This window comes from Thermomicrobiales bacterium (assembly GCA_023954495.1).
Classification (GTDB): Bacteria; Chloroflexota; Chloroflexia; order Thermomicrobiales; family CFX8; genus JAMLIA01.
Genome location: JAMLIA010000008.1, coordinates 25,821 through 51,597 on the forward strand (window position 1 = coordinate 25,821; position 25,777 = coordinate 51,597).

At 63.9% G+C, this 25,777-nt stretch carries 19 protein-coding genes and 1 riboswitch; of the genes, 8 read left to right on the forward strand and 11 right to left on the reverse strand.

All coding sequences use genetic code 11. The features are described 5' to 3' along the window. Window positions 1–127: 127 nt before the first annotated feature. The 3 genes from serA to M9890_02845 form a co-directional block, all read right to left on the reverse strand. A complete protein-coding gene (gene serA, locus M9890_02835) occupies window positions 128–2,356 on the reverse strand; it encodes a phosphoglycerate dehydrogenase (GenBank protein ID MCO5175896.1) in 2,229 nt (742 codons plus the stop codon). 318 nt (window positions 2,357–2,674) lie between these two features. After that, window positions 2,675–4,417 carry a trypsin-like serine protease gene (locus M9890_02840; GenBank protein MCO5175897.1) on the reverse strand — a complete coding sequence of 581 codons (1,743 nt, stop codon included), beginning with the start codon at window positions 4,415–4,417 and terminating at the stop codon, window positions 2,675–2,677. A gap of 194 nt (window positions 4,418–4,611) precedes the next feature. Beyond that, window positions 4,612–7,344, reverse strand: coding sequence for a S8 family serine peptidase (locus M9890_02845; GenBank protein MCO5175898.1), 2,733 nt, complete (start codon window positions 7,342–7,344; stop codon window positions 4,612–4,614). Window positions 7,345–7,506: 162 nt separating this feature from the next. On the opposite strand from M9890_02845, the gene M9890_02850 reads away from it, so the two are divergent. Next, window positions 7,507–7,962: a hypothetical protein gene (locus M9890_02850; protein MCO5175899.1), complete on the forward strand. Its 456-nt coding sequence runs from the start codon at window positions 7,507–7,509 to the stop codon at window positions 7,960–7,962. A gap of 6 nt (window positions 7,963–7,968) precedes the next feature. Here the strand turns inward: M9890_02850 and glnA are convergent, their stop codons facing one another. The 4 genes from glnA to cysS form a co-directional block, all read right to left on the reverse strand. Next, entirely contained in the window at window positions 7,969–9,357 is a 1,389-nt protein-coding gene (glnA, locus tag M9890_02855) for a type I glutamate--ammonia ligase (protein ID MCO5175900.1), read from the reverse strand. 59 nt (window positions 9,358–9,416) lie between these two features. Beyond that, complete coding sequence (locus tag M9890_02860; GenBank protein MCO5175901.1) at window positions 9,417–10,766, reverse strand: hypothetical protein; 1,350 nt, start codon at window positions 10,764–10,766, stop codon at window positions 9,417–9,419. Next, window positions 10,687–11,292: a DUF3105 domain-containing protein gene (locus tag M9890_02865; protein MCO5175902.1), complete on the reverse strand. Its 606-nt coding sequence runs from the start codon at window positions 11,290–11,292 to the stop codon at window positions 10,687–10,689. The genes M9890_02860 and M9890_02865 overlap by 80 nt, the downstream gene beginning before the upstream one ends. 104 nt (window positions 11,293–11,396) lie before the next feature. Further along, complete coding sequence (cysS, locus tag M9890_02870; GenBank protein MCO5175903.1) at window positions 11,397–12,596, reverse strand: cysteine--tRNA ligase; 1,200 nt, start codon at window positions 12,594–12,596, stop codon at window positions 11,397–11,399. Between the two features lie 262 nt (window positions 12,597–12,858). Between cysS and M9890_02875 the strand changes: the two genes are divergently transcribed. The 7 genes from M9890_02875 to M9890_02905 all read left to right on the forward strand — a co-directional run bounded on the left by M9890_02875 (window position 12,859) and on the right by M9890_02905 (window position 20,940). Next, complete coding sequence (locus M9890_02875) at window positions 12,859–13,719, forward strand: TIGR00730 family Rossman fold protein (GenBank protein ID MCO5175904.1); 861 nt, start codon at window positions 12,859–12,861, stop codon at window positions 13,717–13,719. 111 nt (window positions 13,720–13,830) lie between these two features. Next, a complete protein-coding gene (locus M9890_02880) occupies window positions 13,831–15,948 on the forward strand; it encodes a S8 family serine peptidase (GenBank protein MCO5175905.1) in 2,118 nt (705 codons plus the stop codon). 81 nt (window positions 15,949–16,029) lie between these two features. After that, window positions 16,030–16,515: a J domain-containing protein gene (locus M9890_02885; GenBank protein ID MCO5175906.1), complete on the forward strand. Its 486-nt coding sequence runs from the start codon at window positions 16,030–16,032 to the stop codon at window positions 16,513–16,515. 30 nt (window positions 16,516–16,545) lie between these two features. Next, on the forward strand, window positions 16,546–17,856 hold the full coding sequence (locus M9890_02890; protein ID MCO5175907.1) for a hemolysin family protein: 1,311 nt from the start codon (window positions 16,546–16,548) through the stop codon (window positions 17,854–17,856). Window positions 17,857–17,935: 79 nt separating this feature from the next. Further along, window positions 17,936–19,165: an FAD-binding oxidoreductase gene (locus M9890_02895; protein ID MCO5175908.1), complete on the forward strand. Its 1,230-nt coding sequence runs from the start codon at window positions 17,936–17,938 to the stop codon at window positions 19,163–19,165. A gap of 171 nt (window positions 19,166–19,336) precedes the next feature. Further along, the gene (locus M9890_02900) at window positions 19,337–19,933 is read left to right on the forward strand and encodes an Lrp/AsnC family transcriptional regulator (GenBank protein ID MCO5175909.1); all 597 of its coding nucleotides are present in this window, start codon (window positions 19,337–19,339) and stop codon (window positions 19,931–19,933) included. Between the two features lie 62 nt (window positions 19,934–19,995). Beyond that, complete coding sequence (locus tag M9890_02905; GenBank protein MCO5175910.1) at window positions 19,996–20,940, forward strand: sugar kinase; 945 nt, start codon at window positions 19,996–19,998, stop codon at window positions 20,938–20,940. A 778-nt stretch (window positions 20,941–21,718) separates the two neighbouring features. Here M9890_02905 and M9890_02910 read toward each other — a convergent pair. The 4 genes from M9890_02910 to M9890_02925 all read right to left on the reverse strand — a co-directional run bounded on the left by M9890_02910 (window position 21,719) and on the right by M9890_02925 (window position 25,452). Continuing rightward, complete coding sequence (locus M9890_02910; GenBank protein ID MCO5175911.1) at window positions 21,719–22,585, reverse strand: GNAT family N-acetyltransferase; 867 nt, start codon at window positions 22,583–22,585, stop codon at window positions 21,719–21,721. Between the two features lie 120 nt (window positions 22,586–22,705). Continuing rightward, the gene (locus M9890_02915) at window positions 22,706–23,785 is read right to left on the reverse strand and encodes an ABC transporter substrate-binding protein (GenBank protein ID MCO5175912.1); all 1,080 of its coding nucleotides are present in this window, start codon (window positions 23,783–23,785) and stop codon (window positions 22,706–22,708) included. Window positions 23,786–23,830: 45 nt separating this feature from the next. Then, window positions 23,831–24,667, reverse strand: coding sequence for an ABC transporter permease (locus M9890_02920; GenBank protein ID MCO5175913.1), 837 nt, complete (start codon window positions 24,665–24,667; stop codon window positions 23,831–23,833). Next, on the reverse strand, window positions 24,664–25,452 hold the full coding sequence (locus M9890_02925; protein ID MCO5175914.1) for an ABC transporter ATP-binding protein: 789 nt from the start codon (window positions 25,450–25,452) through the stop codon (window positions 24,664–24,666). Before M9890_02925 ends, M9890_02920 begins: the two co-directional genes overlap by 4 nt. 128 nt (window positions 25,453–25,580) lie before the next feature. Next, window positions 25,581–25,691, reverse strand: a riboswitch (TPP riboswitch). Window positions 25,692–25,777 lie beyond the last annotated feature (86 nt).

Genomic DNA, 25,777 nt, shown 5'->3' on the forward strand with positions numbered 1-25,777 from the left:
GTGGCCGTTGTGTCTTCGTTGCTTGATGGCCGGCAAGCGCAGGGCATGGCAAGCGGCCTTCTCGGCGGCAGCGTCGCGCAACGACGCCCGAGAAGGCCGCTCAGCCCTGACTGATCTGTAGATTCGGTCAGCTGGTCTTGCCGACGAGGACGCTCGACGCGAGCTCCTCCTGGACCCACGGTGTTTCCGACTCGGGCAGCGACACGACCCAGGCGCTGTGGACATCGTCGATCGCGAGGATCTCCAGCAGGGCTTCCTGCGGGATGACGTTATCGACGTTCAGCACCATGATCGCTTCGCCGCCGCGGAAGTTCCGCCCGACCTGCATGCCGGCGATGTTGAAATCGTGCTTGCCCATGATCATCCCGATGTAACCGATCATGCCGGGTCGGTCGCGATGGTGGGTAATCAGCATGTCGCCGGCGAGCGGGCGATCGAGTGAGAAGCGATCGACTTCGACGATGCCGGCCGAGTCGTCGATCCAGCGCACACGGACGACGTGGGCGCTATCGCCGGTCGCCTCGAAGGTGAAGTCCACTTCGCCAACGCGTTGATTCGGCAAGCGCTCATCGACAGAGACGATCCGTGCTGCAATGCGATGCTGCTCGGCGACGATGCGTGCGTTCACCGGTGTCACACGCGTTGTCGTCCAGTGCTGCAGACCTTCGGACAGCGCGGCCAGGAAGACGTGCTCGGCGACCGGCGCTGCGACATCGCCATGAATGCGCATGATCATCGCTTCCGGGATGGAGGATGACAGGACGCCGAGGAGGTGGCCGGCTGCCCCGGCAACGCGCGTCAGGCGTGCCAGCTCGGCGCTCTCCAGCGTCGCGGCCGGCAGGTTCACGGCGTTTGCGACCGCCTCGCCGCGCAGCGCAGCCAGTGTTGAGCGCGAGATGACCTCACCGACAGCTGCCAGTGCCGCGCCGCTGCTGCCGCCGATGTGTGGCGTTAGCACGACGTTCGGTCGGCCCCACAGCGGCGATGAAGTCACCGGCTCGTGGGGGTACACGTCGACACCGGCGGCGGCGACGATGCCGGCGTCGAGGGCATCGGCCAGCGCCTGATCGTCGACGACATCGCCGCGTGCGGCGTTGATGACGATCGCGCCGCGTTGTAGCAGGGGGAACGTATCTCGACCCAGCATGTGGCGAGTCAACTCAGTCGATGGGACGTGGAAGGTGACGATATCGCTGGCGGCCAGCAGCTCCTTGTAGGAGGCGGGCCGAACGCCCAGCTCCTGGAAGCGCTCGGCGGGGATGAACGGGTCGTATCCCAGCAGGCGCGCATCGAACGCCGCCAGCCGCTTGGCGACTTTGCTGCCGACGCGGCCCAGACCGACGATCCCGATGGTCTTGCCTTCGAGATCAAATGGCCGGTAGCGCTTGCGCTCCCAGCGCCCAGCGTGGAGGGTGGCGTTGGCGTCGATGATCTGCCGTGAGATGGTGAGGATAAGCGATAGCGTGTGATCGGCCGCCGACGTGCTATTTGCGCCGGGCGCATTGAGCACCAGCACACCCGCCTTCGTCGCGGCCTCAACGTCGATGTTGTCAACGCCAACACCCGCACGTGCAACAACGCGCAGGCGCGGCGCGGCGGCGAACACTGCCTCGTTGACCTGCGATTCGGAGCGCACGATCAACGCGTCGGCGTCGGCAACTGCGGCCAGCAGCGCCGGGACGTCAGTGCCGTTCACGTCGACAATCTCAGCCGCGGCGGCAATACGCTTGCGCGCGTTCGCGTCGATCTGATCGCTGATGACGATGCGCGGCAAGGCGACGGTTGCTTCGCGCTCGACATCGTTTACCAGCCGTTCGGCGATCTCGTTCAGGTCGACAGCCGGGTGGTCGATGCCACGCGGATGCACGCCGAGGCCATTCGGCAGAAAATAGCAAGTGATGCCTGCCGCTGAATACGAGCGTGCGTGGCGGATCGAGTCCTCGATGGCGTGGGTGATCCCCAGCTCGCGAGCGACCGCGACCTTGTCATCGGCAAAGGTGACGCCGCACAGGTCGAGGTCATACCGCTTGAGCCAGTCTGCCGTCATTTCGTGCGACGAGGCCGGACGCGCGGTCACGATCTGGACATTCTCATAGCCGAAATGCTCGACGACGCGCGTCAGGAAATCGCGCGCTTGCGGATTCGGCTTGAGCCTTTTCGCGGGACCATTGGGTCCATAGACCCATTCACGAACAGCCAGCGAGACGGCGTGGCCGGTCGAATCGACAAACGCCGAATCGGGCAGCGAGAGATTGAAGTGCTGGTTCGCTGCTCGCGCGAGTGCTTCTGGATGCTCTGTCAGGACGCCATCAAGGTCAATTGCCAGCCTGGTTGTCTGGCGAGGTCGTTCAGTCATCAGGGGAGCCTGCCTTCCGGGTCGTCGTCGCTTGCAACAGACGCGGTGAAGTTCTCATTCCAGTTGGGCCGGAGGATCGACAAACGTCTGGTCCTCGGCCTAAAGACTGGAGGAGAAACCGGTCCACCACTCGATCGAGCAACGCTTCGACAAGGACGACAGGCAGATCACCATGGGATCAGATCACTTCCTGAGATCGCCAACCGGCCCCACGGCCGATTACGGTAAAGAGTGATGATACACGGTGGAAAACAAAAAGCCTCGGAGGCGTCGTGCATGACGCCTCTGATGAGTCGATCTCCTGCTTTCTGCTCGCGGTTACGGCATGCGCCCGTAACGCCAGATGTAGTAATGCTGCCCGACGTTGCCAGCCTCGACCTGCCAGCCTTCCGGATTGCTTGGGGTGTAGGTCAGGCAGCGGCGCTCGAAGCACTGCACGAGCACGCTGGTCTGGACACCGGCGAGCTTCACGTTCGCCCAATAAGCTTCAGTAACCGGTAAGCCGGTTGCGTAAAACGGGTTCTGGAAGAGCTGTGCCCAGGTTGTGCTGTTGCCATCGAAGATGACGCCGCTGGAGTTCATGAAATCCCAGAACGGTGCAGCGACGGTGTGGTTTGTCTCGGGGACGTACCATGCACCCGTCACGCCGAGAGCGCCCAGGTCGGGGCTATAGAGGTAGAGATTGCTGGCGGCACCTGGTGTAAGTATTTTGTCGATGACTGCGCCCTCTGGCGTTGGCGGTTGGTCATCCAGCAAACCCATGAACCAGTAGGTGACCCCATTTGGGTCGCCCTGATCACCGGCGACGTTCTCACGGGATGGCGTGCGTGGTTCAAATGTGGAGTCACCGTTCTGGACGACGCCGTTCATCATTTCCATCACGAGCAGGCCGTTAGTGACGTACCATGGTGAGGACTGGTCGCTGCCCGGGTAGGTCACCTCCATGCGGCTTTTGTCGAGGTAGGCAACCGCGCGCTCACCACCGGGTGCTTCCGTGTACGGTTCGTATCCCCAGTCGAGGTACTCCGGCCCCCACATCCAGGTGCGACTGATAACGCCATCGGCAATCGGCCAGTCCGTGCGCGCCCAGGTGCGGTCGAACGCATCCCATGGGAATGATGGATCGGGCGTTTCAGTCTCCGGCTCGATCCAGTACGAGAACTGGCATCCCCACTCAGCGCACGCATTCGAGTACATCTCGATCAACATCTGATGCACCCGCACGGCATAGTTGGTGTTGGGCGTCTCGTTGCTAAGGATGCCGAAGACGAGGGCGTCGTGCGCGCGAATTAGCGCAGAGCCACTCTGCCCAACGTACGCATCGAGATCGGTGCCGACGTACCAGTCAGTGACAAACAGAAGAGATGCCCCAGAAGTCCACCATTGCGTACCGAACGGCTTGTCGCCCGGATAGCCGATGGTATCGATACCGAGGTTCGGGTCGTTCAGCGACGCAGTGGTCAATGCGCCAAGCTCCAACCAGCCGGTGTCGTACCCGATGGCTTCTTCGAGAAGAATCAGTCCATAGTCGAAGATGAAGTCGGCGGAGTCGATCCAGTCGCTGGAAACGACGAATCGCAGTGCGTACGAGGAGCCGAGCGGCGCGTAGTCCGAATCGGCACCGGGAACCACCAGGATGCTGCTCGCCCAACCAAAGTCGTGGCTATAGAGGCAGTGTGCAGCAGTCGCGACAGTGTCTGGACCGATCATCGTACCTGTGCAGGACCAGAGCGGATCACCGACGTTGTCGAGCGCGATGAGGAACGCGAACTCGACATAGGCTGGTGAAACGCGCTGGCGTTCGTCTGGGAAGAATACTGTTTTCGTGCCGGGAGTCTGACGCAGATGCTGGGCGAGTTCGGTGGCTGATATATCGGGCGGAATCGTGGCCTCGGCGACGACTGTCGGTGGACCGCTGTCACTCGCAACTGGTACATCCAGCTCCGGGTAGGACATCGTGAGCCGGTTGACGGTATTGGTGGAATCGGCGGCGAACGTTGCCGCTGAGCCCACTGAAAGAGACAGGATCATCACCACTACGAGCAATGCCCGCGCGCGCATTCGCATCTGCCTTTCAAATAGTGATTTATCTCAGATTGTCAGTATCGCATAGTTGTCGCCGGGAATGAGGCATTTGACGCGGGTAGCCACTCCTGAAGCCTGGCAGTTCAGGCCGGATAGTTAGCGCTTTCGGGGCATCATGGGCTGGCAACTAGCACGCGTGAGTGACTGCCGACCTCAAATGATCCTGCTACTCACTCCGGCGGCTTCACCCCGTAGCGCCACTGATAGTAGTGGCGGCCGACGTTGCCGGCTTCGACCTGCCAGCCGTCCGGATTGCTGGGTGTGTAGGTCAGACAGCGGCGTTCGAAGCACTGGATGAGGACGTTCTGCTCAACGCCGCCGACGCGCACCCATGTCCAGTAGGCCTCGGTGATCGGGAAGCCGGTTGCGTAGAACGGGTTCTCGAACAGGCGGTCGGTGAGGTAGTCGCCGTCGCTGTAGATCAGTCCCTCTGAGTTCATGAAATCCCAGAAGACGGACGCGACCTGGTGATTCAGTCCCGGCTCCTGCACGCGATAGGCGGCGGTGACGCCGTAGCTCGCGAGGTCCATGTCGACCGTTATGTTGCCGGCACGGTCGATTTGCTGGACGATCGTTGCGCCGTCCGGCACTGCCGGGTCGTCGAGCGTCGGGCCGAACGTCGCGTAGGTCGGGCCGCTCGTGCCGTCAGGGTCGCCGGCGGCGTTGACGTCGGCCGGCGAGCGCGTCTGGAACGCGTCGTCGCCCACCTGCATCTCGCCGGTGATCAGCTCGCGGACAAGCAGGCCGTTCGTGACGTACCACAGCTCGATGGGATCGTCGGATGGGTTGGTGATCTCCATCCGGCTCTTGTCATAGTACTGGACGGTGCGCTGGCCGCCTGGCGAATCGGCGTACTCCTCGGTGAGCGGATCGGTAAATGGTTCGCCGCCCCACATCCAGGTGCGAGTGACCATCAGCTCGCGCACCGGCTCATCGGTGCGTTCCCAGGTGCGACCGAAGGCAGTTGTGTCGACATCCGGCTGGCCGGTGATTGGGACATTGATGATGTTCGACACACCGCCGCCGGGGCTCGGGTTGAAGACGGTGAGCGATAGTGGCGCGAGGTCGGCGGTGTCGCGTTCCAGCAGCGCCACAGTGAGCTCGGTTGGCGAGACGAACGTCGTGACGCGATCATCGCCATTCACGCGTACGACTGCGTCTGCTGCGAAACCTGCGCCAGAGATGGTCAGGTTCATCGGAAATGCGCCGAACGATAGCGACGTGGGCGATGCGCTGACGAGCGCCGGGATCGGGTTCTCGCCGTCAACAATCTCCGGGAGGCGGACCAGGCCTGCCCCCCAGGTGTTATCCGGCGCGGCGCTGTGATCACCGTGCGCCTTCAGGAATGCCGCGATCTCGGCTGGACCGTAGTCGGGGAAGCGCTGCTTGACCAGCGCAGCGAGTCCTGCAATGTGTGGCGAGGCCTGGCTGGTGCCGGAGAATCCCGACGATCCGTAAGAGGCGGTGTTGGCGAAGTCGACGCCGACCACGTCCGGCTTGATGCGATTGTCTCGGGTTGGACCACGGCTGCTGTATGGCTCGATCAGTGTCGGCTGGCTCCAGGCGGTCGCCCCGACAGCGAGCAGGCCGGCATTGGCGCTCTCGGCCGGGTTGGCGATCGAGCCGGTCGCGGTGCTGGAACTAAGCTGCCAGCCGTTGAATTCCTGGATCTGAATCCAGCTAGGCACAGCGCCGCCATACAGGTGGACGACGGCGTAGTACGGGCCGGGCGTGCTTGGCGTGAAGCGGATGAACTCGAACGGGTTCTGCCCGGCGAGGCCGTTCTGGGGCTTTTCGGAGCCGCGCAGGATTTCGCCAGATGCCGAGACGATGTACAGGTCGATGTCGGTCGTGGCGTTGGCCCAACTGTCGTCCCAGCGCAATTGAAGAATGATTTCCTGGCCGGCAAGCGAGGAGATCGCGTTGCGCTCGCTGCCATTCGAGAACTCGAGATAACCGTTCGCGTCGACATCTGCCCACGGACCGGTCCAGGTCGAGAGTCCCTCGTTCCCGGCTGCGTTGATCCAGGTGATGCCGGCTGCGACGGCCTGATCGACTGCGGCAAGCGCGCCGTCCGCATAGGGTGACGTGCCGTCGCCGGGTCCTTCCCACGTCCAACCGACCGAGTGATTGATGATCGTGACACCCTGCGAGATCATCCAGTCGACTGCGTTATGCAGGTCGAGCAGCGACTGCGGGTTGGAGATGTAGAGCGTCACGTCCGGCGAGATGTCGATCAGCGTTTCTGCGACTGCCGTGCCATGCACGCCGCCGCGTTCACAGGCACTGAGCTCGTCAGACGCCTGACCAAGCGATGCGAAGCAGTAGACGACGGGGTTGGGCAGTTCAGTGCCGATCAGAGAACTGTAGCCGGAGAAGCCGAGGTCGATGACGCCGACCTTGATGCCGGTTCCGGTGAGCCCGTGAGCATTCCACTCGGGTGAGCCGTGAATCTCGGCACCCTGGCTGACGACGGCTAGCGGAACCGGACGCTCTAGCACCCGCGCTTGCTGCACACCAGCGATGTCCGCCAGACTACTGAGATCGGCTGGATCTATGAGCGCCTCGACGGTCTCCTGGCCAACGTTGGCGACGTGTATGCCGCGCGCGGTCAGCACCTGCGCTGTCTGGGTTGCGCTGCCGTCGATGGTGATAGAAACGGCGATGCGCCCGGATTCGTCAGACGTGCCGAATCCTTCAGCATTCGGACGGCCAGCATCTGCGGCGCGCGCGAGCCGAACCAGCTCAGAATCGAGCACCGGATCTTTCAGTGACTCCGCGCTGAAATTGCTGGACTCCGAACCGTTCGCTGAAGTGGCTGCGTAAACGGGAAGCCCACTCACCAGCAACAGGACGCAGAGCACAATGAATGTGAATGGACTACGGGTGGCGAGTCTCTGCACCAGAATTCCCCTCGATTGCGGATGGTGGCTCACTGCCCCACGGTGCGGACGCAGGCGCAAGCATAACGGCTGCGGCGAGACTGTTCCACCGGGTCACACTCGAATTCGAGTATGGTGTCGACCGGAAAGATGATCGGGCATGGTGGTTGTGAGGGAGCGCGCATGGACGATTTGGCGGGGCGGATGCAGATCGACTGGGTAATGCTGGCCGATTCAGCACAGATCGTGAACGGCAAGCTGTACGTGCTCGGCGGCGGCTGGGACACGCTGATCGTGAATGGCCCATTCCCGGTGAACCGACCGTGCGGGCTGGCGATTGCGTTCCGAATGCCGGGCGCAGGGACGATGCAGCGCAAGATGGCCCGCATCCAGATATTTGACCAGGAGGGGACATCCACGATCGCGACGGCTGAAATCCAGTTTCAGGCGGGGCGTGTCGCCAATGCTGACCCGGAACTCCCGCAGCGTGTCCAGTTGGCGGCCGGACTGAATCTGTCGTTTCCGAAGGCCGGTGGCTATGTCGTGTCGGTCAGCGTCGATGGCAACGAGATAGGCCGCACGCGCTTCCGCGTCATCCAGCCGTCGCAGGCGACGAGCACCGAGCGATTGCAGGCGTAGCGCGGATCAGTAGATCTCCAGATAGCGATCGCGCTCCCAGTTGGTTACGTGGTGGCAGAAGGCGCGCCACTCGCGCGTTTGCGCTTCCGTCAGTCGCTCGTAGATATGCTCGCCGAGGGCGGATTTAATGACCTCGTCATTGGCCAGTTCCGCGATGGCCTCACCGAGGGTAGTCGGGAGCGTGCCGACATTCCGGCGCGCCAGGTCCTCGTCGCCGAACAGGTACAGATTCTCTTCGACCGGCTCGGGCAGCTCCATGCCTTGCTCGATACCGTCGAGTCCGGCTGCCAGCATCACAGCGTACGCGAGGTACGGATTGCAGGATGGATCGGGACAGCGCAGCTCGATGCGCGTCGCGGCGTGCCGACCGGTGCGCGTAGTTGGCACGCGGATGAGCGCCGAGCGATTCTGTCGCGCCCAGGAGACGTAGATCGGCGCTTCGAACCCTGCGACGAGGCGGCGGTACGAGTTCACCAGCGGGTTGAGCACCGCGGTCATGGCGCGTATATGCGCTAACTGCCCGGCGAGAAACTGGCGCGCGATCTGCGACAGTCCGTACGGATCACCGAGGTCAACGAAGACGTTCTCCCCGACGGAGTTGTCGGCGTCGAGGCGCGCCAGCGACTGATGCGTGTGCATGCCCGATCCAGCCATGCCCTCGAACGGCTTGGGCATGAATGTCGCGTGGAGCCCGTGCCGCTGGGCGACGGCCTTAAGGGTGAACTTGAAGGTGATGGCCTGATCGGCGGTCGTCATCGCGTCGGCATACTCGAAGTCGATCTCGTGCTGGCCGACGGCGGTCTCGTGGTGGGTCGCCTCAACGGCGATGCCCATGGATTGCAGCGCGCGGACCATGTCCTTGCGGACTTCGGCGGCAATGTCGGTTGAGAGATCGAAGTAGCCGCCGCGGTCGGATGGCAGGACGGCGAGGGCGTCTCCGTTCTTGCGCAGCAAGAAGAATTCGACCTCCGGGCCGGTGTGGTAGACGAAGCCAAGCTCGGCGAGTCGCAGCAGCTGGCGCAACAGGACGGCGCGTGGGTCACCGGGAAAGAGCTCGCCATCCGGGCGATGCACCCAGCAGATGACCCGGGCGGTCGTGTTCTCGCCGCGCTCCCAGGGGATCACGCGGAAGGTCGAGAGGTCCGGCATCAGGAACATGTCGCTCTCGGCGATGCGCGCGAATCCGGCGATGGACGAGCCATCGAACCATTGGCCGTTGACGATCACGTCCGGAAAGACTTCGATCGGGATGGTCACCATCTTCACGACACCCATGATGTCGGTGAATTGCAGGTTGACGAAGCGGACATCTTGATCATGGCAGATCGCCAGCACTTCATCGGCGCTGGGGTCGGGTGTCTGCTGGCCGGGGTATTCGAGTACGGGCGCGGACATCTGACCTCCCTGATCGCTTCGGATCTTCGTCATCTGGACTGTATCAACGTTTGTGTTGCTTATTGTGTCGCGCAATCCGCAGATTGGCTACGACGAAGGCGTTGAAGCGTCGCGAACACCAGCACGACCAGTCCGACGATCAGTAGATTACGAGTAGTCAGGATGAGTGCGCCCCATGCTGTCTGGTTGCGAAGCGAGCCATAGAAGAGCGGGAAGATGAGTTGCGACGCGACCAGTGCTGCCAGGAAGACGCCGATGGTGCGACGCGCCAGATGCCCGGGCAGCAGCACGATAAACGGCATCAGCCAGATCAGGTACTGCGGGGAGAACACCTTGCCGGTGGCGATGAATGCGAGCTGGGTGAGGGTGGTGGCGGTCAGCAGGACAGCAGGGACGCGGGATTCGTCGGCGCGTGTGTGTAACCGCACGAGCGCATAGACGACGTACGATGCAGCGAGTGCCGCGAGCTGAATGACCGACGAGAGTGAGCGCAGCGGCGCTGTCCAGCGCGAGACGTACTCGAACGATCCCCAGGCGTGGGCGGTGACGATATCGACCAGCCCGGCCTTGCTGAGCAGCAACAGGACGTTGGCGTAAATCGACTCGACCTGAATGCCGCGATCTGCTTGATATGTGTACGCTGCGATGTAGCCCGAAGGATCGATCAATAGCGGCGGCAGGAGCAGGATCGCCAACACTCCGCCGAAGAGTGCGCCCTGCATGACTGTCGTTCGCAGGCCGCGACGCGCCAGCAGATCGAGCAGCAGGATTGGTGCAATGATCGCCGGCACGAGCTTGACGCCAACCGCCAGCGCCAGTACCAGCCAGGCACTGACTTCGGCTCGCGGTGTCCGACGGAGCCAGAGGGCGACGGCGGCGAGAGTCAGGAACGTCGGCATGAGGTCGAAGCGGGCGATCGTGATCTGGCCCAGCAGCAGGAACCCGAGGACGTAGACGGCCAGACGGAGGATGTGTGTGTCCTCGTCCTCATCCGGCAGAACCTGCGGCATGAGCGACCAGACGATCAGTCCGCAGCCGAGCGCCAGCAGATAGTTCTGCAGTGCAAACAGGAAGGCGAAGCCGGAGAAGAAGCCGCCGACGATGTGGCTGGGGACGAACGCGATCAGGATCGGGACGAGCGCCAGCGGCGGGTACTCTATCTGGAAATCGCGGTAGGGAACGTGGCCGTCCTTGATGTGGTTGGCGTAATCAAAATAGAGGACCAGATCGCCGGGCGATGACTGCGGGACGAGTCCCCACCAGAGCGCGAGGAAGACAACCCCTAAGGCGAGAGCCAGGACGAGCCGGACGCGATGCGGGGCGATGCGACTACTCCGGGCCGGGGAGTCCGACGCCGATTGAGCAGGACTTGTCTCGTTCTGGTGCCCACTCGCGGTTCTTGTAGACATAGACAAACAGCTTCACCCGTTCGTCGCTGGGGTCCTGAATCTCCAGTTGGCGGCCCCAGGCGGTGAGGACGACTGGCGCTTGCAGGCCCGGATACGGCGTGAGCAACACGTCGAGCACGCCATCCGACTCGCTGCGCAGAGTCTGGAAGTCATGCTCTGAGAGGTCCGGCCGATAGGCAATCCAGACCGCGCCGGTGGCGAGCGATGCGACGATATTGCGATCTTCGACCGGCACACGGTAATAGCCGCAGAGCTGCGCGTACTGGTCGTGCATGCCACCGACGGGCGGCGTGTGATCGTACTCGATCGGTCCGGCAACGATCCCATTCGGCAGATTGTTGTAATGCGTCACGCCCTCGATCTCATCCGGGATGCTCGGGCGCCGGTTGATGAGATAGACGTTGACTGCTGAAACGATCAGAATCGTGATCATGCTGATGGCGATGATGAATTTCCAGCGGCGGACGATGCGTGGATCGCGTTGCTCCTGCGGGAGTGCAAGCCGGATCTGGCTGTCTGTGCTCATTGTCCTGCCCAATAGTGAACTTGCCGCCAGTTCGGTCAAAGGACGACCGATTCCGACGGCAAGCGTACCACTGAGGCACATGAGCTTCTGGAGTGCGATACCTGCTAGCGGACTCCCTGGACGCCGAAGAGGCCGGCCAGTTCGCGCAGCATCGTCTGCGCTCCACGGACGTTGTCGCCCTCGGCTGCGTGGTTGATGATCTCGCCGGCCAGCTCAGTCAGGCACTTGAGTGCCGTCGGCGTATCGAGGTCGTCATCGAGCGCGGCCAGGAAGCGAGACTTGAAGCCGGAGGCGTCGAAATCGTCGCCGTGGCGGGAGTCGAGCCGGGCGGCCTCGCGCAGCAGGCTGGCGACGCCCTCATACTCGGCCGGGCCGGTGTCGCGGTAGTTCCAGGCGTCGCGATAGTGGTTCGAGTGCAGATAGAGGCGCAGGGCGTCGGCGCTATGGACGCGCAGAACATCGCGGGCGAGGACGAGGTTGCCGAGCGACTTGCTCATCTTTTCGCCCTGGTAGCGCACCATGCCGATGTGCATCCAGACCTGGCTGAACGGTGCCGCGCCGCAGGCGTGCTGCGACTGCGCGATCTCGCTCTCGTGATGTGGGTAGATCAGGTCAGAGCCGCCGCCGTGGATGTCGATTTGCGGTCCGAGGTAGCGCGTCGCCATCGCCGAGCACTCGATGTGCCAGCCCGGTCGTCCCGGTCCCCACGGGCTGTCCCACGCCGGCTCGCCCGGCTGTTGACCCTGCCAGAGGATGAAGTCGAGCGGGTCTTCCTTGTTGGGGTCGTCCGGGTTCGCGCCGCGTTCGGCCGAGAGCTCGACCATTTCGCTGTGGCTGTACTTGCCGAGTGCGCCGTAGTCCTCGTCGGCCCTGGTGCGGAAGTAGACGTTGTTGCCGGCCTTGTAGGCGAAGCCGCCCTGCTCCAGCGAGCTGACGAGCTCGATGATCTGCTCGACCTCCTCGCTGGCCTTCGGATAATGATTTGGCCAGAGGACGCTGAGCGCCGAAAGGTCCTCGACGAGGCGGCGGGTGTGGCGATCGCCGAGGGTGTCCCAGCGGTCGTGGTCGCGGGCGGCGCGCTTGAGGATGTCATCGTCGATGTCGGTCACGTTCTGGACGTACTTAACTCGCCAGCCAAGGTATTGACAGTAGCGATTCAGGACATCGAACGTCAGGTAGGTCATCGCATGACCGACGTGCGTTGTGTCATATGGCGTAACGCCGCAGACATACATTCGCACGGTATGTCCGTCAAGCGGCTCGAAGTCCACCTTCGTGCCGGACAGCGTGTCGTAAAGCTTCACCAGCGCGCCCATCCTCACTTGCGTCACAATGTTAGTCGAGGTGACCGGCCGCACACCCCCTGGCGCAGCATACCGGCCGCAGTCTCGAACGCCGCGCAGACACCTCGTATTCCGTCGAAGGCCGGCAGAGTAGGAGTATCCCATGACTCGGGCGCGCTGAGTAGTCACGACAGCGGAGCAGCGAGTGTTGTTCCATAGTTCTGACATGATTGTGACCACAGTTGAAGCGGAGCAACAGCGCGACAAACGATTGGACGGCTGAATGGCAGATGGACAGCGACCGCGACCCGGACACGCCGAACCATCGCCCGAGTGGGCGCAAATGGCGCGTATGACCGACAACCCATCGCTGAACCGTGGGAAGCGAATGGGGCGAGCGACCGAAGACGAATTGCTGCTGGCCAGCCAGACCGGTCGGCCGGACGCTTCGGCGTTCGTGCATACCGATCCGTGGCGGGTGCTGCGGATCATGGGTGAGTTCGTCCACGGCTTTGACACGATGGCGGATGTCGGCAAGTCGGTCACGATCTTCGGTTCGGCGCGCGTCGATGAGGACGATCCGATGTACCAGGCTGCGCGATCGCTCTCGTCGGCGCTGGCCGAGAGGGGCTTTGCAATCGTCACTGGTGGCGGACCGGGGATCATGGAAGCGGCCAATCGTGGCGCGGTCGATGTTGGCGGGCAGTCGATCGGCTGCAACATCGAGCTGCCCTTCGAGCAGGGCATGAACGAGTTCGTCGACATCGCGATTAACTTTCGCTACTTCTTCGTGCGCAAGGTCATGTTCGTGAAGTACGCCGAGGCGTTCGTCATCTTCCCCGGCGGCTTCGGCACGATGGACGAGCTGTTTGAAGCGCTGACTCTGATTCAGACCGGCAAGATCCACAATTTCCCGGTTGTCCTGTTCGGCACGGATTACTGGTCTGGTTTGCTGGACTGGATCGGCAAGACGATGCTGGCAGAGGGAAAGATCGCCGCGGAAGACCTTGAGCGCCTGATCGTAACGGACTCGGTTGACGAGGCTTGTGCAGTCATTGCTGATTGCTATGACAATCAGTGCTGGATCAGCGAAGAGAAGTCCGTCGCGCGCCGATTTGACGCTGGCGAGCAACGGGCCGGCTAGCATCGACCGCCGATATTTGGTACATCATCCGCGTCCACTGCCAGCGTCTCCCAGCAGGGGGAGGAGTGCTGTGCGGGGTGGAAACGGACACGGGGCAGGGAGCAATTGATCGTGCGACGCTACGCGCCGGGATTGATCCGGCGATCGCAGCTGGCACTAGTGGCCGTCCTTGTCGCTGGTGTATTCCTTTCGCTTGTTTCGCCGTCATCGGCGTCTGCCGCGGATTTGTCATTCCCATCTTCCGATCTCGTCATCCAGCTTCGCTCGCCACAGGATGCGGCGGCGCTCGACGGTGCGCGTTCGGTGCGTGCGCTCGATGCGAGCGGCACAGTTGTCGTTGCTGACTACGCCAGTGCGGCGGACGCGGCGGCTGCGACGCGCCGACTGCGAGCGAATTCGGGCGTGCTGAACACCGCGCCGAACGTCAAGCGCTATCTATCGTGGGAGCCGAGCGACCCCGATTACGCGCAGCAGAGCGAGTGGCTGCAGCAGATTCGCGCGCCGCAGGCGTGGGACATCACCACCGGTGATGCGAACGACCCGGATCGCACCGATCCCGTCATCGTCGCTGTGATCGATAGCGGCGTCAGTCCGACACAACCCGATCTCGTCAACCGGCTGGTCGAGGGCTACAACGCTATCGATGGCTCCAGCAACACGGCTGATATGGATGGCCACGGGACACATGTGGCCGGTCTGATTGCTGCTCAGGGTGGCAACGACTACGGCACGGCCGGCGTCGCGATGGACGTGCGGATCATGCCGATCCGCGTCGTATCCGACGACGGGTCGATTGATGTTGCCCTGGAAATCGCCGGGATCTACTGGGCGGTCGACAATGGTGCCGACGTGATCAACCTGAGCCTCGGCTCGGATGAGTACGTCCAGGCCGAGCGCGACGCCGTGCGCTACGCGCGCGACAACGGCGTTGTCGTCGTTGCGGCGGGTGGCAACAGCGTCAGCGTCATCAGCTATCCGGCCAACTACAGTGAAGCGATCGCGGTTGGTGTCGTTGCTCCGGATGGCAACCCGGCCAACTTCACCTCGCGCGTCTCGCGGATCGACATCGCCGCTCCGGGCGTCTCGCTCTTCTCACCGGGGTGGGATGCGCTGTATGGTGACTACTGGGCCGATGTGTTCTATTCGAACAACAAGCCGGTCTCTGGCACGTCGTTCTCGTCGGCGATCGTCTCGGGCGCTGCTGCGTTGATCAAGGCGGTCCAGCCGGGGATCGGTGCTGAAGACGTGCGCACGATCCTGACGAGCACGGCCAGCGACAGTGGCGATCCGGGGCCGCAGGCAGGTACTGGCGCTGGTCTGCTGGACCTGGAAGCTGCCCTGCGCGCCGCGGTCTACGGCGAGATTCAGTCGACCTGGGATCGTACCGACAGCGTCGTCGCCAACGGCGAAGCGACCCGTACCTGGCTGTGGGGAGATCAGCCGCAGACGTCCGAGTACGAGGCGTACAGTGACACACAGCACGGCAGCCGCCTCGTCTATTACTTCGACAAGAGCCGCATGGAGATCACCGATCCGCTGTCCGACCGCTCGAACCCCTGGTACGTCACCAACGGTCTGCTGGTGAAGGAGCTCATCTCCGGCCAGATGCAGATCGGTGACGCGGCGTTCCAGCCGTATTCACCGGCGCAGGTTGGCGTGGCCGGTGACCCGGACGACGACCTCGGCCCAACCTACGCGTCATTCGCGAACCTGCTCAATGGTGCGGCTGCCGAAACCGGCACGGTCGTTGACGCCACGCTGGCGCGCGACGGCACGACTGGAATCGATGAGCGCTATGCGGAATACGGCGTCGTCGCCGGCCCGTGGATCGACACGACGTCGCACTCCGTCGCTGGTGTTTTCTGGGACTACCTCAACAGCAGCGGGCTGATTGCAACGCCGGATGGCACGCAGGAGGGCTTGCTGTTCGATCCGTGGTTCTACGCGACCGGCTATCCGATCACCGAGGCCTTCTGGTCGCAGGTGAAGCTCAAGGGCGTCTACACCGACGTTCTCGTTCAGTGCTTTGAGCGTCGCTGCCTGACTTATACGCCGTCGAACGATGCCGAATGGCGGGTGGAGATGGGCAATGTCGGCCAGCACTACTATCAGTGGCGCTACGGCACACCGCTGGTTGAGGCCGGGGACGCGTCGCGACACACCGCCTCGACCGGCGAGAGCACATTCGACACCGCGTTGATCCGCCGACTGCTGCGTGTCTTCGACTAGCCGTCGATGAACTTGCGCTACACTTTCTCCGCCCGTCTACGGCAACGTGCTGTGCACCTGCGGGCGGAGGAATGACAACAAGTGCCGGCGGCACGACCGCGATTTGACCCCACGGTCAATTACTATCAGATCCTCGATGTCGCCTATGGCGCGACTTCGGATGAGATCGTGCGCGCCTATCGGCAGCTCATGCGCATGACCCACCCCGATCGGTTTCAGGATCCCCGCCAGCGGGCCAAGGCCGAAGAGCGCACCAAGCTCATCAACGTGGCGTACGGTGTCCTGTCGAAGCCGGAGATCCGCCGCGAATACGATGAGCAGATGCGATCGACCGTCGTGGCCGACACGATCATGCAGCGCTACACGTCGATGCGACCGGGGCAGAGCGGCCTGGCGCATGCCTCGCCGAAGCCACCGGCCCCGCACGTCGTGCGCGAGCGTCGCCGCGCCTACAACTCTGCCGTGCGCCAGATCCTTTCGGCGGCTGCGGCGTTTGCCCTGCTGGTCCTCGCGTTCGTGCTGGTCATCTTTGTGCTGCCAATGCTTATCGGCGGCTTCATCGCCTGAACCCGCAATCGACTTCGTGAAGGGCATTGAATGAGCTCGATCTGGCTCGAAATCTTGCTGGTGCTGGTGCTAGTGCTGATCAATGGCGCGTTGTCCATGTCAGAGCTGGCGGTCGTTTCGGCGCGGCCATTCCGCCTGCGCCAGCGCGCCGAGGCTGGCAATAGCGGTGCCGAGGCTGCGATCGAGCTCGCCGAGCACCCCAACCGCTTCCTCTCGACGGTGCAGGTCGGCATCACGCTCGTCGGCATTCTGGCCGGTGCATTCGGCGGCGCTCGCATCGCGAAGCTGATTTCGCCGCATCTGACTGACTTGCCGCTGGTCGGCGGGCATAGCGACGCGGCGGCGATGACGCTGGTGGTCGCATCGATTACCTACATGACGCTTGTCGTCGGCGAACTGGTACCGAAGCGGCTGGCGTTGCACTTTCCGGAAGCAATCGCTTCGGCGGTTGCGCGACCGATGCGAGGTCTCTCGATGGTCGGGCGTCCGGTGATCTGGCTGCTGAGTGCCTCGACCGAAGGGCTGCTGAAGATCCTGCGGGTGACGCCGTCCACCGAATCTGAAGTGACAGAGGAAGAGGTCGAGCACCTGATTGATCAGGCGACCGAGGCTGGCGTGCTGGACGCGGACGAACACGAGCTATTGGATCGCGTGCTGGATCTCGGCGACCTGACAGCCGGGCAGGTGATGACGCCGCGGCACGAGGTCGTTGGGATCGACATCAACGCCGATCCGGAGGAGATTCGCGCAATCATCGGTGCGGCGCATTTCGACTCGTTCCCAGTCTACGATGGTGAGTTCGACAAAATGGTCGGGCTGGTGACGATCCGCACGCTGGCGGCCAGCCTGGCGAGCGGCTTGCCGCCGGATCTGAAGCAGGTCGAGCCGCCGAACTACGTCCCGGAAACGACGACGCTGCTGCGTGTGCTGACGCAGATGACGGAGACGGGGGCGCACCGGCTGTTCGTCATCGATGAGTTTGGCTCGGTGCAGGGGCTGATCACGCTCACCGATGTCTTCGAGACGATCGTTGGAGACCTCGACGTCCTGGCAGGTATCGCCGACCCAGAGGTTGTCGCGCGTGGCGCTGGGTCGTGGCTCGTCGACGGGAGCCTCGACATCGTTGAGCTTCGCGACCTGCTGGACGTTCCCGTTGTGCCGGGCGAAACTGAGGGGCAATATCACACCGTCGGTGGCCTGATGATGGCGCAACTTGGTCGGGTGCCAACGGCTGGCGATATCTGGAGATGGGGCGTCTTCCAGTTCGAGGTTGTCGACATGGATGGCCTCCGGGTCGATAAGGTGCTCGTCACGACTCAGGACCCTGAAACCGACGATTGATCCTGTCGCGGAGGGAGGGCGCGTGAATCTGCAAGCCAACCGGCGTCGCGAGGGAGCGTTGTATGACGCAGGGAGCGCGTTGCCAGGCGCCGCAGATGTCGTCGTGATCGGCGGGGGCGTTGCAGGATGTGCGACTGCCTACCAACTGGCGAAACGCGGGCTCTCGGTGGTGCTCTTCGAGATGCGCGGCATCTGCTCGGGTGCGTCGGGCCGCAACGGCGGGTTGACCGGCGGCCAGACGCTCGTGCCGACCGACACCGGGCGGGCGGTGCACGCGTTGTCGCAGGCCAACCTCCGTCTGCTGCGCGACGAGCTGCCGTCCGAGCTGGGCGAAGATTTCGATCTGCGCGTCGATGGCCTGCTCGACATCGCGACGACCGACGACCAGTGGGCGCACATTCAGCACGCGCAGGCTGTGGCGGCGAGTGATGAAGTCGTGCTGCTACATCGCGACGACCTGCGCGAGCTGATGCCGGTCATCGGCCCCGAGGTACGCGGTGCGTCGCTGAACCGCATGGGCGGTCACCTCTGGCCGTTCGCGCTGGTGCACGGGCTGGCTCGCGGAGCGCGCCAGCACGGCGCTCGGGTGATGCCGTGGACGCCAGTTGAGCAGGTGGAGATCATTGGGGGTCGCGTGCGCGGCGTACAGACGGCGGCAGGGTCGGTCGCGACCGACTGTGTCGTTGTTGCGACGAACGCCTGGACGCCGAAAGTTGTGCCGGACCTGCCGCAGGGCGCGATCGTTCCGGCACGTGGGCAGATTTTGGTGACGCAACCGGTCGGGCCGGTGCTGCCGCTGCCGTTCGGCCTGAACTACGAGAAGGAGTACGGCCGCCAGACTGTCACCGGCCAGCTACTCTGCGGCGGCTATCGCCGACTCGATCTCGACGAGGGGCTCGGGCACTACGAAGAGCGAGTGACGCCCGACGTGATCAACGGCATTGCAGGTTGCCTGGCCGGGTTGGCTCCAACGGTCAGTCAGGTGCGGATTGTGCGCACCTGGGCCGGCATCATGGGCTTCACCGCCGATGGCCTGCCGCTGATTGGTCGACATGCTGCCGCCGATGGGCTGCACATCATCGCAGGATTCAACGGCGGTGGATTCTCGTTTGCCGTGGCCGGCGGCGCAGCGCTTGCGCAAATGATTGCCGGGGAAGCCGTGCCATTTGGCCTGCAGCCGTTCGATCCGAATCGCTTCAGCGGACCGACCGTAAGCTGGAACAATCCATTTACCGCAGGTGAGAAGAGCAACCCCCGCAGCTTTGATGAATCGGGCGCGATTCGTCGAGAGGCGGCTGCCGATTGCTGATTGGCACGGTAGACTTGCGGCAGAAGAGGATCCGTCCGTGAGGGGTCGGGCGTGTTCTCGCGTGCGGCATTCGGTGGCGCACGCAATCATGAAAATGCAGAAACGCGGGTTGCGAAAAACATGAGTGAGGCCAGAACGGGTCGCGCGTCGTCGCGCACGAAGCAGGGGACATTGGATCGACGGCGCGCGCCGAAGCGCCGCGCAAACGAAGCAGCCGAAGCGCCGACGCGCACGCGCTCAATCGTGCAACTTGATGACCTTGATCGCCAGATCATATCCCTGTTGCGCGAGGATGGTCGCCGATCGAACCGTGAGGTAGCCAGACGGCTCGGCGTCCCCGAAGCGACGGTGCGGTATCGAGTGCGTCGCCTGACTGATAGCGGCGTGCTGAAGATCGCCGCGTCGGTTGATCCTGAGCATCTGGGCTACGCACTGACGTCGGTCATCTCCGTGTCAGTCGAGCCGCGCCGCTTCGTTGAAGCCTCGAACACCATCGCCGCGATGCCGCAGGTGATGTGGCTGGCGATCACCACCGGGGCGAGCGACCTCGTCCTGACCGCCTCGTTCCACAATCAGGAGGAGATGTTCACGTTCGTCGCCGACGAGCTGGCGCACGTACCGGGCATCTCGCGGATCGAGACGTCCGTGTGCATGCGCGTGGTGAAAAAATCACATGAATGGGCCACGGACCTCACGTCCAATGTTGCCGACAGCGACGGTGACGCAGGTCTGGCTGGCGTGGAACCGCGAGAGGCGGCGTCCGCCTGAGCGACCGCGAGCACGCACCGAACCGGCCGGTTTGGGATCTGTTGACGTTTGGCGAGTCGATGATGCGGCTGTCGACGCCGGTCGGTATCCGGCTGGAGTCGGCGGTCTCGCTCGCTGTGACGATCGGCGGGGCGGAGTCGAACGTCGCCGTCGCGCTGGCGCGCCTCGGTCGCCCGGTCGCCTGGGCATCTGCACTGCCACGCAACGCACTCGGGCTGCGGATCGCGCATGACATCGCGATGCACGGCGTCGATGTGACGCCGGTGCTGTGGTCCGACGATACGCGGGCCGGTGTCTATTTCGTGGATACCGGTAGCACGCCTCGTCCAACGCGCGTCGTCTACGACCGCACCGACTCAGCCATCGCACGCATCAATCCCGATTTGATCGACGCGGCGCTCGTGCGCTCAGCGCGAGCGCTGCACCTGACTGGCATCACACCGGCGCTGTCGGATGCTGCCGCGGCCTGCTGCTACAAGCTGGCAAACGCTGCCCGTGCGGCGCAGGTGCCGATCACGCTCGACGTGAACTATCGGAGTCGGCTCTGGACCCCCGAAGCGGCTCGCGCCGGGCTGGAGCCGTTGCTGGCCAGCGCGACTGTGCTGTTCTGCGGCATGGAGGACGCTGCCACCATTTGGAGGATCACTGGCGAACCAGCCGATGTCGCGCGCACGTTCCTGGACCGCTCAGCGGCGCAGGTAGTTGTCGTCACCGCTGGGTCGCGCGGCGCGGTGGCCGTGAGCCGGGATGCGCCGGATGCGGTCGTGTATCAGGACGCCTCTGCGGTCGAGCCAGTCGATCCGGTCGGGGCGGGCGATGCGTTCGCTGCCGGCTTCCTGCACCGCTGGCTGGACGACCGCGACGACCTTGCGGCGGCATTGCGCAGTGGCGTGGCACTGGCGTCGCTCAAGATGACCATCGCCGGCGACTTCGCGATCGTCACCGCCGAGGAGCTGGACGAGGCGATCGCCCTGCTCGATGGCGCAGCGCGCGAGATCGATCGCTAAACGGCGACGAACCGCATCGCGCTTCGGCGTGCGGGGTGAGCTTTCAGACGAACAGATTGATGTTGGGGTGTTTCGCACATACGCGGCCATCCAGTAGGTTCGCCGGGGCATTGTGGCTGCCGGTTGAGCGGGTCGCGGAGCCAAACGGGCGTATGCGATACGCCACATACGCGGCCATCCAGTAGGTTCGCCGGGGCATTGTGGCTGCCGGTTGTGCGGGTCGGGGAGCCAAACGGGCGTATGCGATACGCCCCTACATTCGGATCGTGGGTACCGGTCTGCGAGCGCGATGGTTGGACGTTGGAATGTGTGACTGCTCGATCGGTCGCATCCCTCTTGTTCTATGTTTCCGAGCACGTTGTCAATGTCAAGTCGTCAGATCGGCAGCCTGCCCCTTGTCCTGTCATCTCGAACCGCAGTGAGAGATCTCCCACCCGTTGGCTGAGTCAAACGCAGGAGAGATTTCTCGGCTGCGCGGGTGCCCTCTGGGCGTGAAATGACAGAGGACGGGGTAGGCTGTCGGCCCAGACTACTCGTCATTGCTGGCAATGGCGGCCCGCTGAATTGGCAGCCTCCCTCTTGTCCTGTCATCTCGAACCGCAGTGAGAGATCTCCCACCCGTTGGACTGAGTCCAACGCAGGAGAGATTTCTCGGCTGCGCGGGTGCCCTCTGGGCGTGAAATGACAGAGGACGGGGTAGGCTGTCGGCCCAGACTACTCGTCATTGCTGGCAATGGCGCGTGGCTGCCTTTCTGAGAAGCTGACGTTGACGATCTACTCATGTTGGCCGATGCAGATCGTGGCGTACGCCGAGGGGGTGCATGCCTGCGGATTTGTAGGTTGCCACGGCCGGGACGTTGGCGCTCTGGGTGGCGACGGTGATGCTGGATGCACCGAGCTGCTGAAGCGCTATTGCGCCGGCGAGCGTGATCGCCCGGCCATACCCGTGGCCGCGATGGTCGGGGTGGACGCCTAGCGGCTCGATAAGGCCGCGTCTGCCGGGACCTGCTGACCAGACGGTGACCGTTCCAACCATGTCATCATCGCTGTTGTAGACGGCGAGGCAGCGAGCGTCGTCAAACGCTGGGCTCGCCGCCATGGTGCGCCACTTCTCGAATGAGAAAGTCGAGCGCGCGAATGCGGAGCGCACGATCGCGACATGCTCCTCGGCGGTCGCGGCGTCGATGACCGCGATGCGGACCTCGGGGATCTCGACCGGCTCACTGAGATCGCAGCCGAGCGGCGTCCACGATTCACCAGTCGTCCAGCCGGCGTCGATCAAGACATCCCGGATGAGCGTGCCATTTGCAGCTTCGACGTTCGCTTCGCTTTGGGTCAGCACGCCGCGCTCGGGGTCCGACACGTCGCCAGCGATGGTCAACGCCAGCTCGCGATCGTGCGTTGCACCGGGCATGATCGCGAGCCGCAGCACCTCCGGACCATCGAGGAGACCGATGGCGACGAGCTCACCGTCGCGCCGCCAGGTGCGGAGCGCTGTCGCCGTCTGATCGGCACCGGCGCGCCAGAACCAGCCGATGTCGCCGGGGTGCAGCTGGAACGGTGTGTCGTCCAGCTGCCACGCCCGCAGCGCGTGGATGACGTTGGGGAGATCGTTTACGGTCGTCGTTGTCATCGAAATCGTCATCAGGATGTCCACTCTCCGCAATCGCCGACCCGGCCCGGAGACGCGCGCCGAAATGATGTCAATCTGGCTGGGCGTATGCGATACGCCCCTACATACAGGAGACAGGCGCGGTTCGGAGCGCTAGTGACCGGCGTGAGCGTGCTCGATGAACTCGTTGGTCATCGCTTCGGTCGCGTCGATGTCGGTCGTCAGGATATCGTGATCGCGCATCCAGGCGGCGAAATCGACCCAGCGCTCTTCGGTCTGCGTGCCGAATGCGACGGAGCCATCGGCAGTCCAGAGCGGGATGATCAGCTCGATGCCCTTGCGCTCGACCTCAGCGTCCGTCTCGGGATAGGCCTTGACCAGCTCGTCGACGGCGCGCTCTGGATCATCGGTTGCGGCCTGATAGCCAGCGACGATTGCCGTGATGGTGCGCTGGACGACGTCGGCATGGTCGCGGATCATCTCGCCGCTGGTGACCAGCACCAGCTCGTAGTAGTCCGGCACGCCGTAATCCACCACGTCGATCGTGTTGACCGGCTGGCCTTGCTGCTCAGCGAGGATCGCTTCGTGGACGTAGTAGGCACCGATGATGGCATCGACGCGCTTGCCGAGCAGGGCAGGCATCAGGTCGAAGCCGACCGTCACCGTCTCAACGTCGTCGATGGTCAGGCCGGCGGAGTCGAGCACGGTGGCCAGCAGCGCGTCATCGCTGGGCACGCCGGTCATGCCGATCGTCTTGCCCTTCAGCTGCGACGGTTCGGTGATGCCGGAGGATTGCAGCGTCATGATCGAGTTGAGCGGGTGCTGGACGAGCGCGGCGACGGAGACGACGTCCAGCCCCTGTTCACGGGCCAGCAGCACGTCGGTCTGGTAGGAGACGGTGAAGTCGTCCTGCCCGGCAGCGACGAGCTGGAGCGCGGTGGTTGGGTCAGCCGGGACGTAGATGTTCGCTTCGATGCCCTGATCGGCGAACGCGCCGGTGGCCTGCGCCATGTAGAGGCCGGTGTGGTTCGACCACGGGTACCAGTCGAGTGCGATGCTGACCTTGTCGGTCGTCGTCGGGGTGGCGGATTGGCCGGCGTCGGTCGTCGCTTCCGGTGACGACGCTGCGGCAGTCGTAGAGGTTGGCGTTTCGTCGTCGCTACCGCAGGCAGCGGCCAGCGCGCCGACCAGCGCGAGCACCAACAGGATCGAAACCCACCGAGTTCGTTGCATCATCATCTTCCTCACTCTTCCAATCCGATCAAAAACGTTCACTCGTTAGCGGTTGCGTTGCGCAGCGGCGTGCCACGGCATCGCGAAGCGCTCGATCAGCGACACGAGGCAGAACAGGCCGATGCCGAGACAGGCTGCGATGACGACGGCGGCGTAGAGCCGTGGCGTCTGGAACTGCGACGCCGAGCGGGTCATCAGGTAGCCGAGGCCCGACGACGCGCCGACCCACTCGCCAACGATCGCTCCAATGACTGACCATGCCGCCGCGATGCGCGTGCCGGCCAGCAGCGACGGCAGGGCCGACGGAATGCGGACGATGCGCATGACCTGCCAGCGGTTCGCACCCATAGAACGCAGCAGCGCGATAGCGTCGCCATCGACCGCGCGCAGGCCGCCGACGGTGGCGACGACGATCGGGAAGAAGCAGGTCAGCACGACGACAATGACCTTGGGCGTCAGTCCGTAGCCGAACCAGACCAGCAGGATCGGGGCGAGCGCGATGATCGGGATCGCCTGGCTGGCGATGACGAGCGGGTAGATGGCGCGCTCGACGACCTGCGAGGCGACAATGGCGACGGCCAGCACGATGCCCAGCACGAACGCGATCGCCAGCCCGACCAGCATCTCCTGTAGCGTCGTCCAGGTGTGCCCCCAGAGCAGCTGGCGGGAGTGGAAAAGCTCACGGGCGACGTCACTGGGTTTCGGTAGGAACCAGCGCGGCGTGTTGTCGATCCGCACGCCGATCTCCCAGGCGGCGATCAGCGCGCAGACGACCAGCACTGGCAGCAGGTAGCTCAGAAGGGAGCGCCACGAGAACGACCAGCTGCGGTGCTCAGCAGATGACGACTCGGCCAGCGTCCGTCGACGCGGGATGCCGGTCATGACAGCACTCCCATCGATAGCGCGACCTCGTTGTGCAGCGCGTCGAGCAGGCGGGCTTTCTGGGCGATGGCGACCGGCAGATCGACCATGCCCGGCTCGCGTGGGCGCGGCAGATCGACGCGCTCGATGAGCTTGATCGTGCCGGGCCGGGCGGTCATGACGGCGACGCGGTCGGCCAGCAGCAGTGCCTCCTCGACGTCGTGCGTGACCAGCACGATCGTGCCGCGAATCTCCTCCCACAGGTCGAGCAGCCACTCCTGCATCGAGCGGCGGGTGAGGGCATCGAGCGCTCCGAACGGCTCGTCGAGTAGCAGCATCGAGCGCTCCGATAAGATCGTGCGCAGGAAGGCGGCGCGCTGGCGCATGCCGCCCGAGAGCGCCGACGGGTAGTGATTGCCGAAGCCCTCCAGGCCGAAGCGCGGCAGGAGTGCGCGCGCTCGTTGGCGGGCGTCCTTGCTGCTTGTACCGGCCAGCTGGGGTCCGAGGATGGCGTTCTCGATGACCGTCCGCCAGGGCAGCAGAGCGTCGCGCTGCGGCATGAGCGCGGCGGTGCCGAGGCGATTCGGTGCTGGCAGACCGCCGATCAGCACCTCGCCGCTGTCCGGCTCGACGAGTCCGGCGATGATGTTGAGGACGGTGCTCTTGCCGCAGCCGGACGGGCCGACGAGCGCGAGGATCTCGCCATCGTCGACTGACAGGCTGACCTGTGCGATCGCCTGCGTCTCGCCAAATTGTTTGCTGACAGCGCGGAGAGTCACCGCCGCGCGCGACATGTCATCGACCATGTGTATTCCGGTTCGAATGCCGTGGGGGCGACGCGGATTGTGGACCGGGGCGGTCGCAGCGGCGGAGATGAAAAAACGCCGGTGCGGCTGCCCAGCGTTAGTGGTGCCCGAAGCATGCACCCGCGAGAGATCGCGGATGGTGACATTCCTACGCTGGCATTACCCAGGTCAGGTCCTACGGTCGGTGACGGAATGGTCACCCTCTCAGCCTGGCTCCCCAAGCCCCCGTCGCTCCCCCGGAGCGTCTCAGTTGTTGTTCGCATTCAATCAGGGATGGGCGGGAAGGTCAAGGTTTGGGGGCGTGTGGGCGGGTGAATGCAGTGTC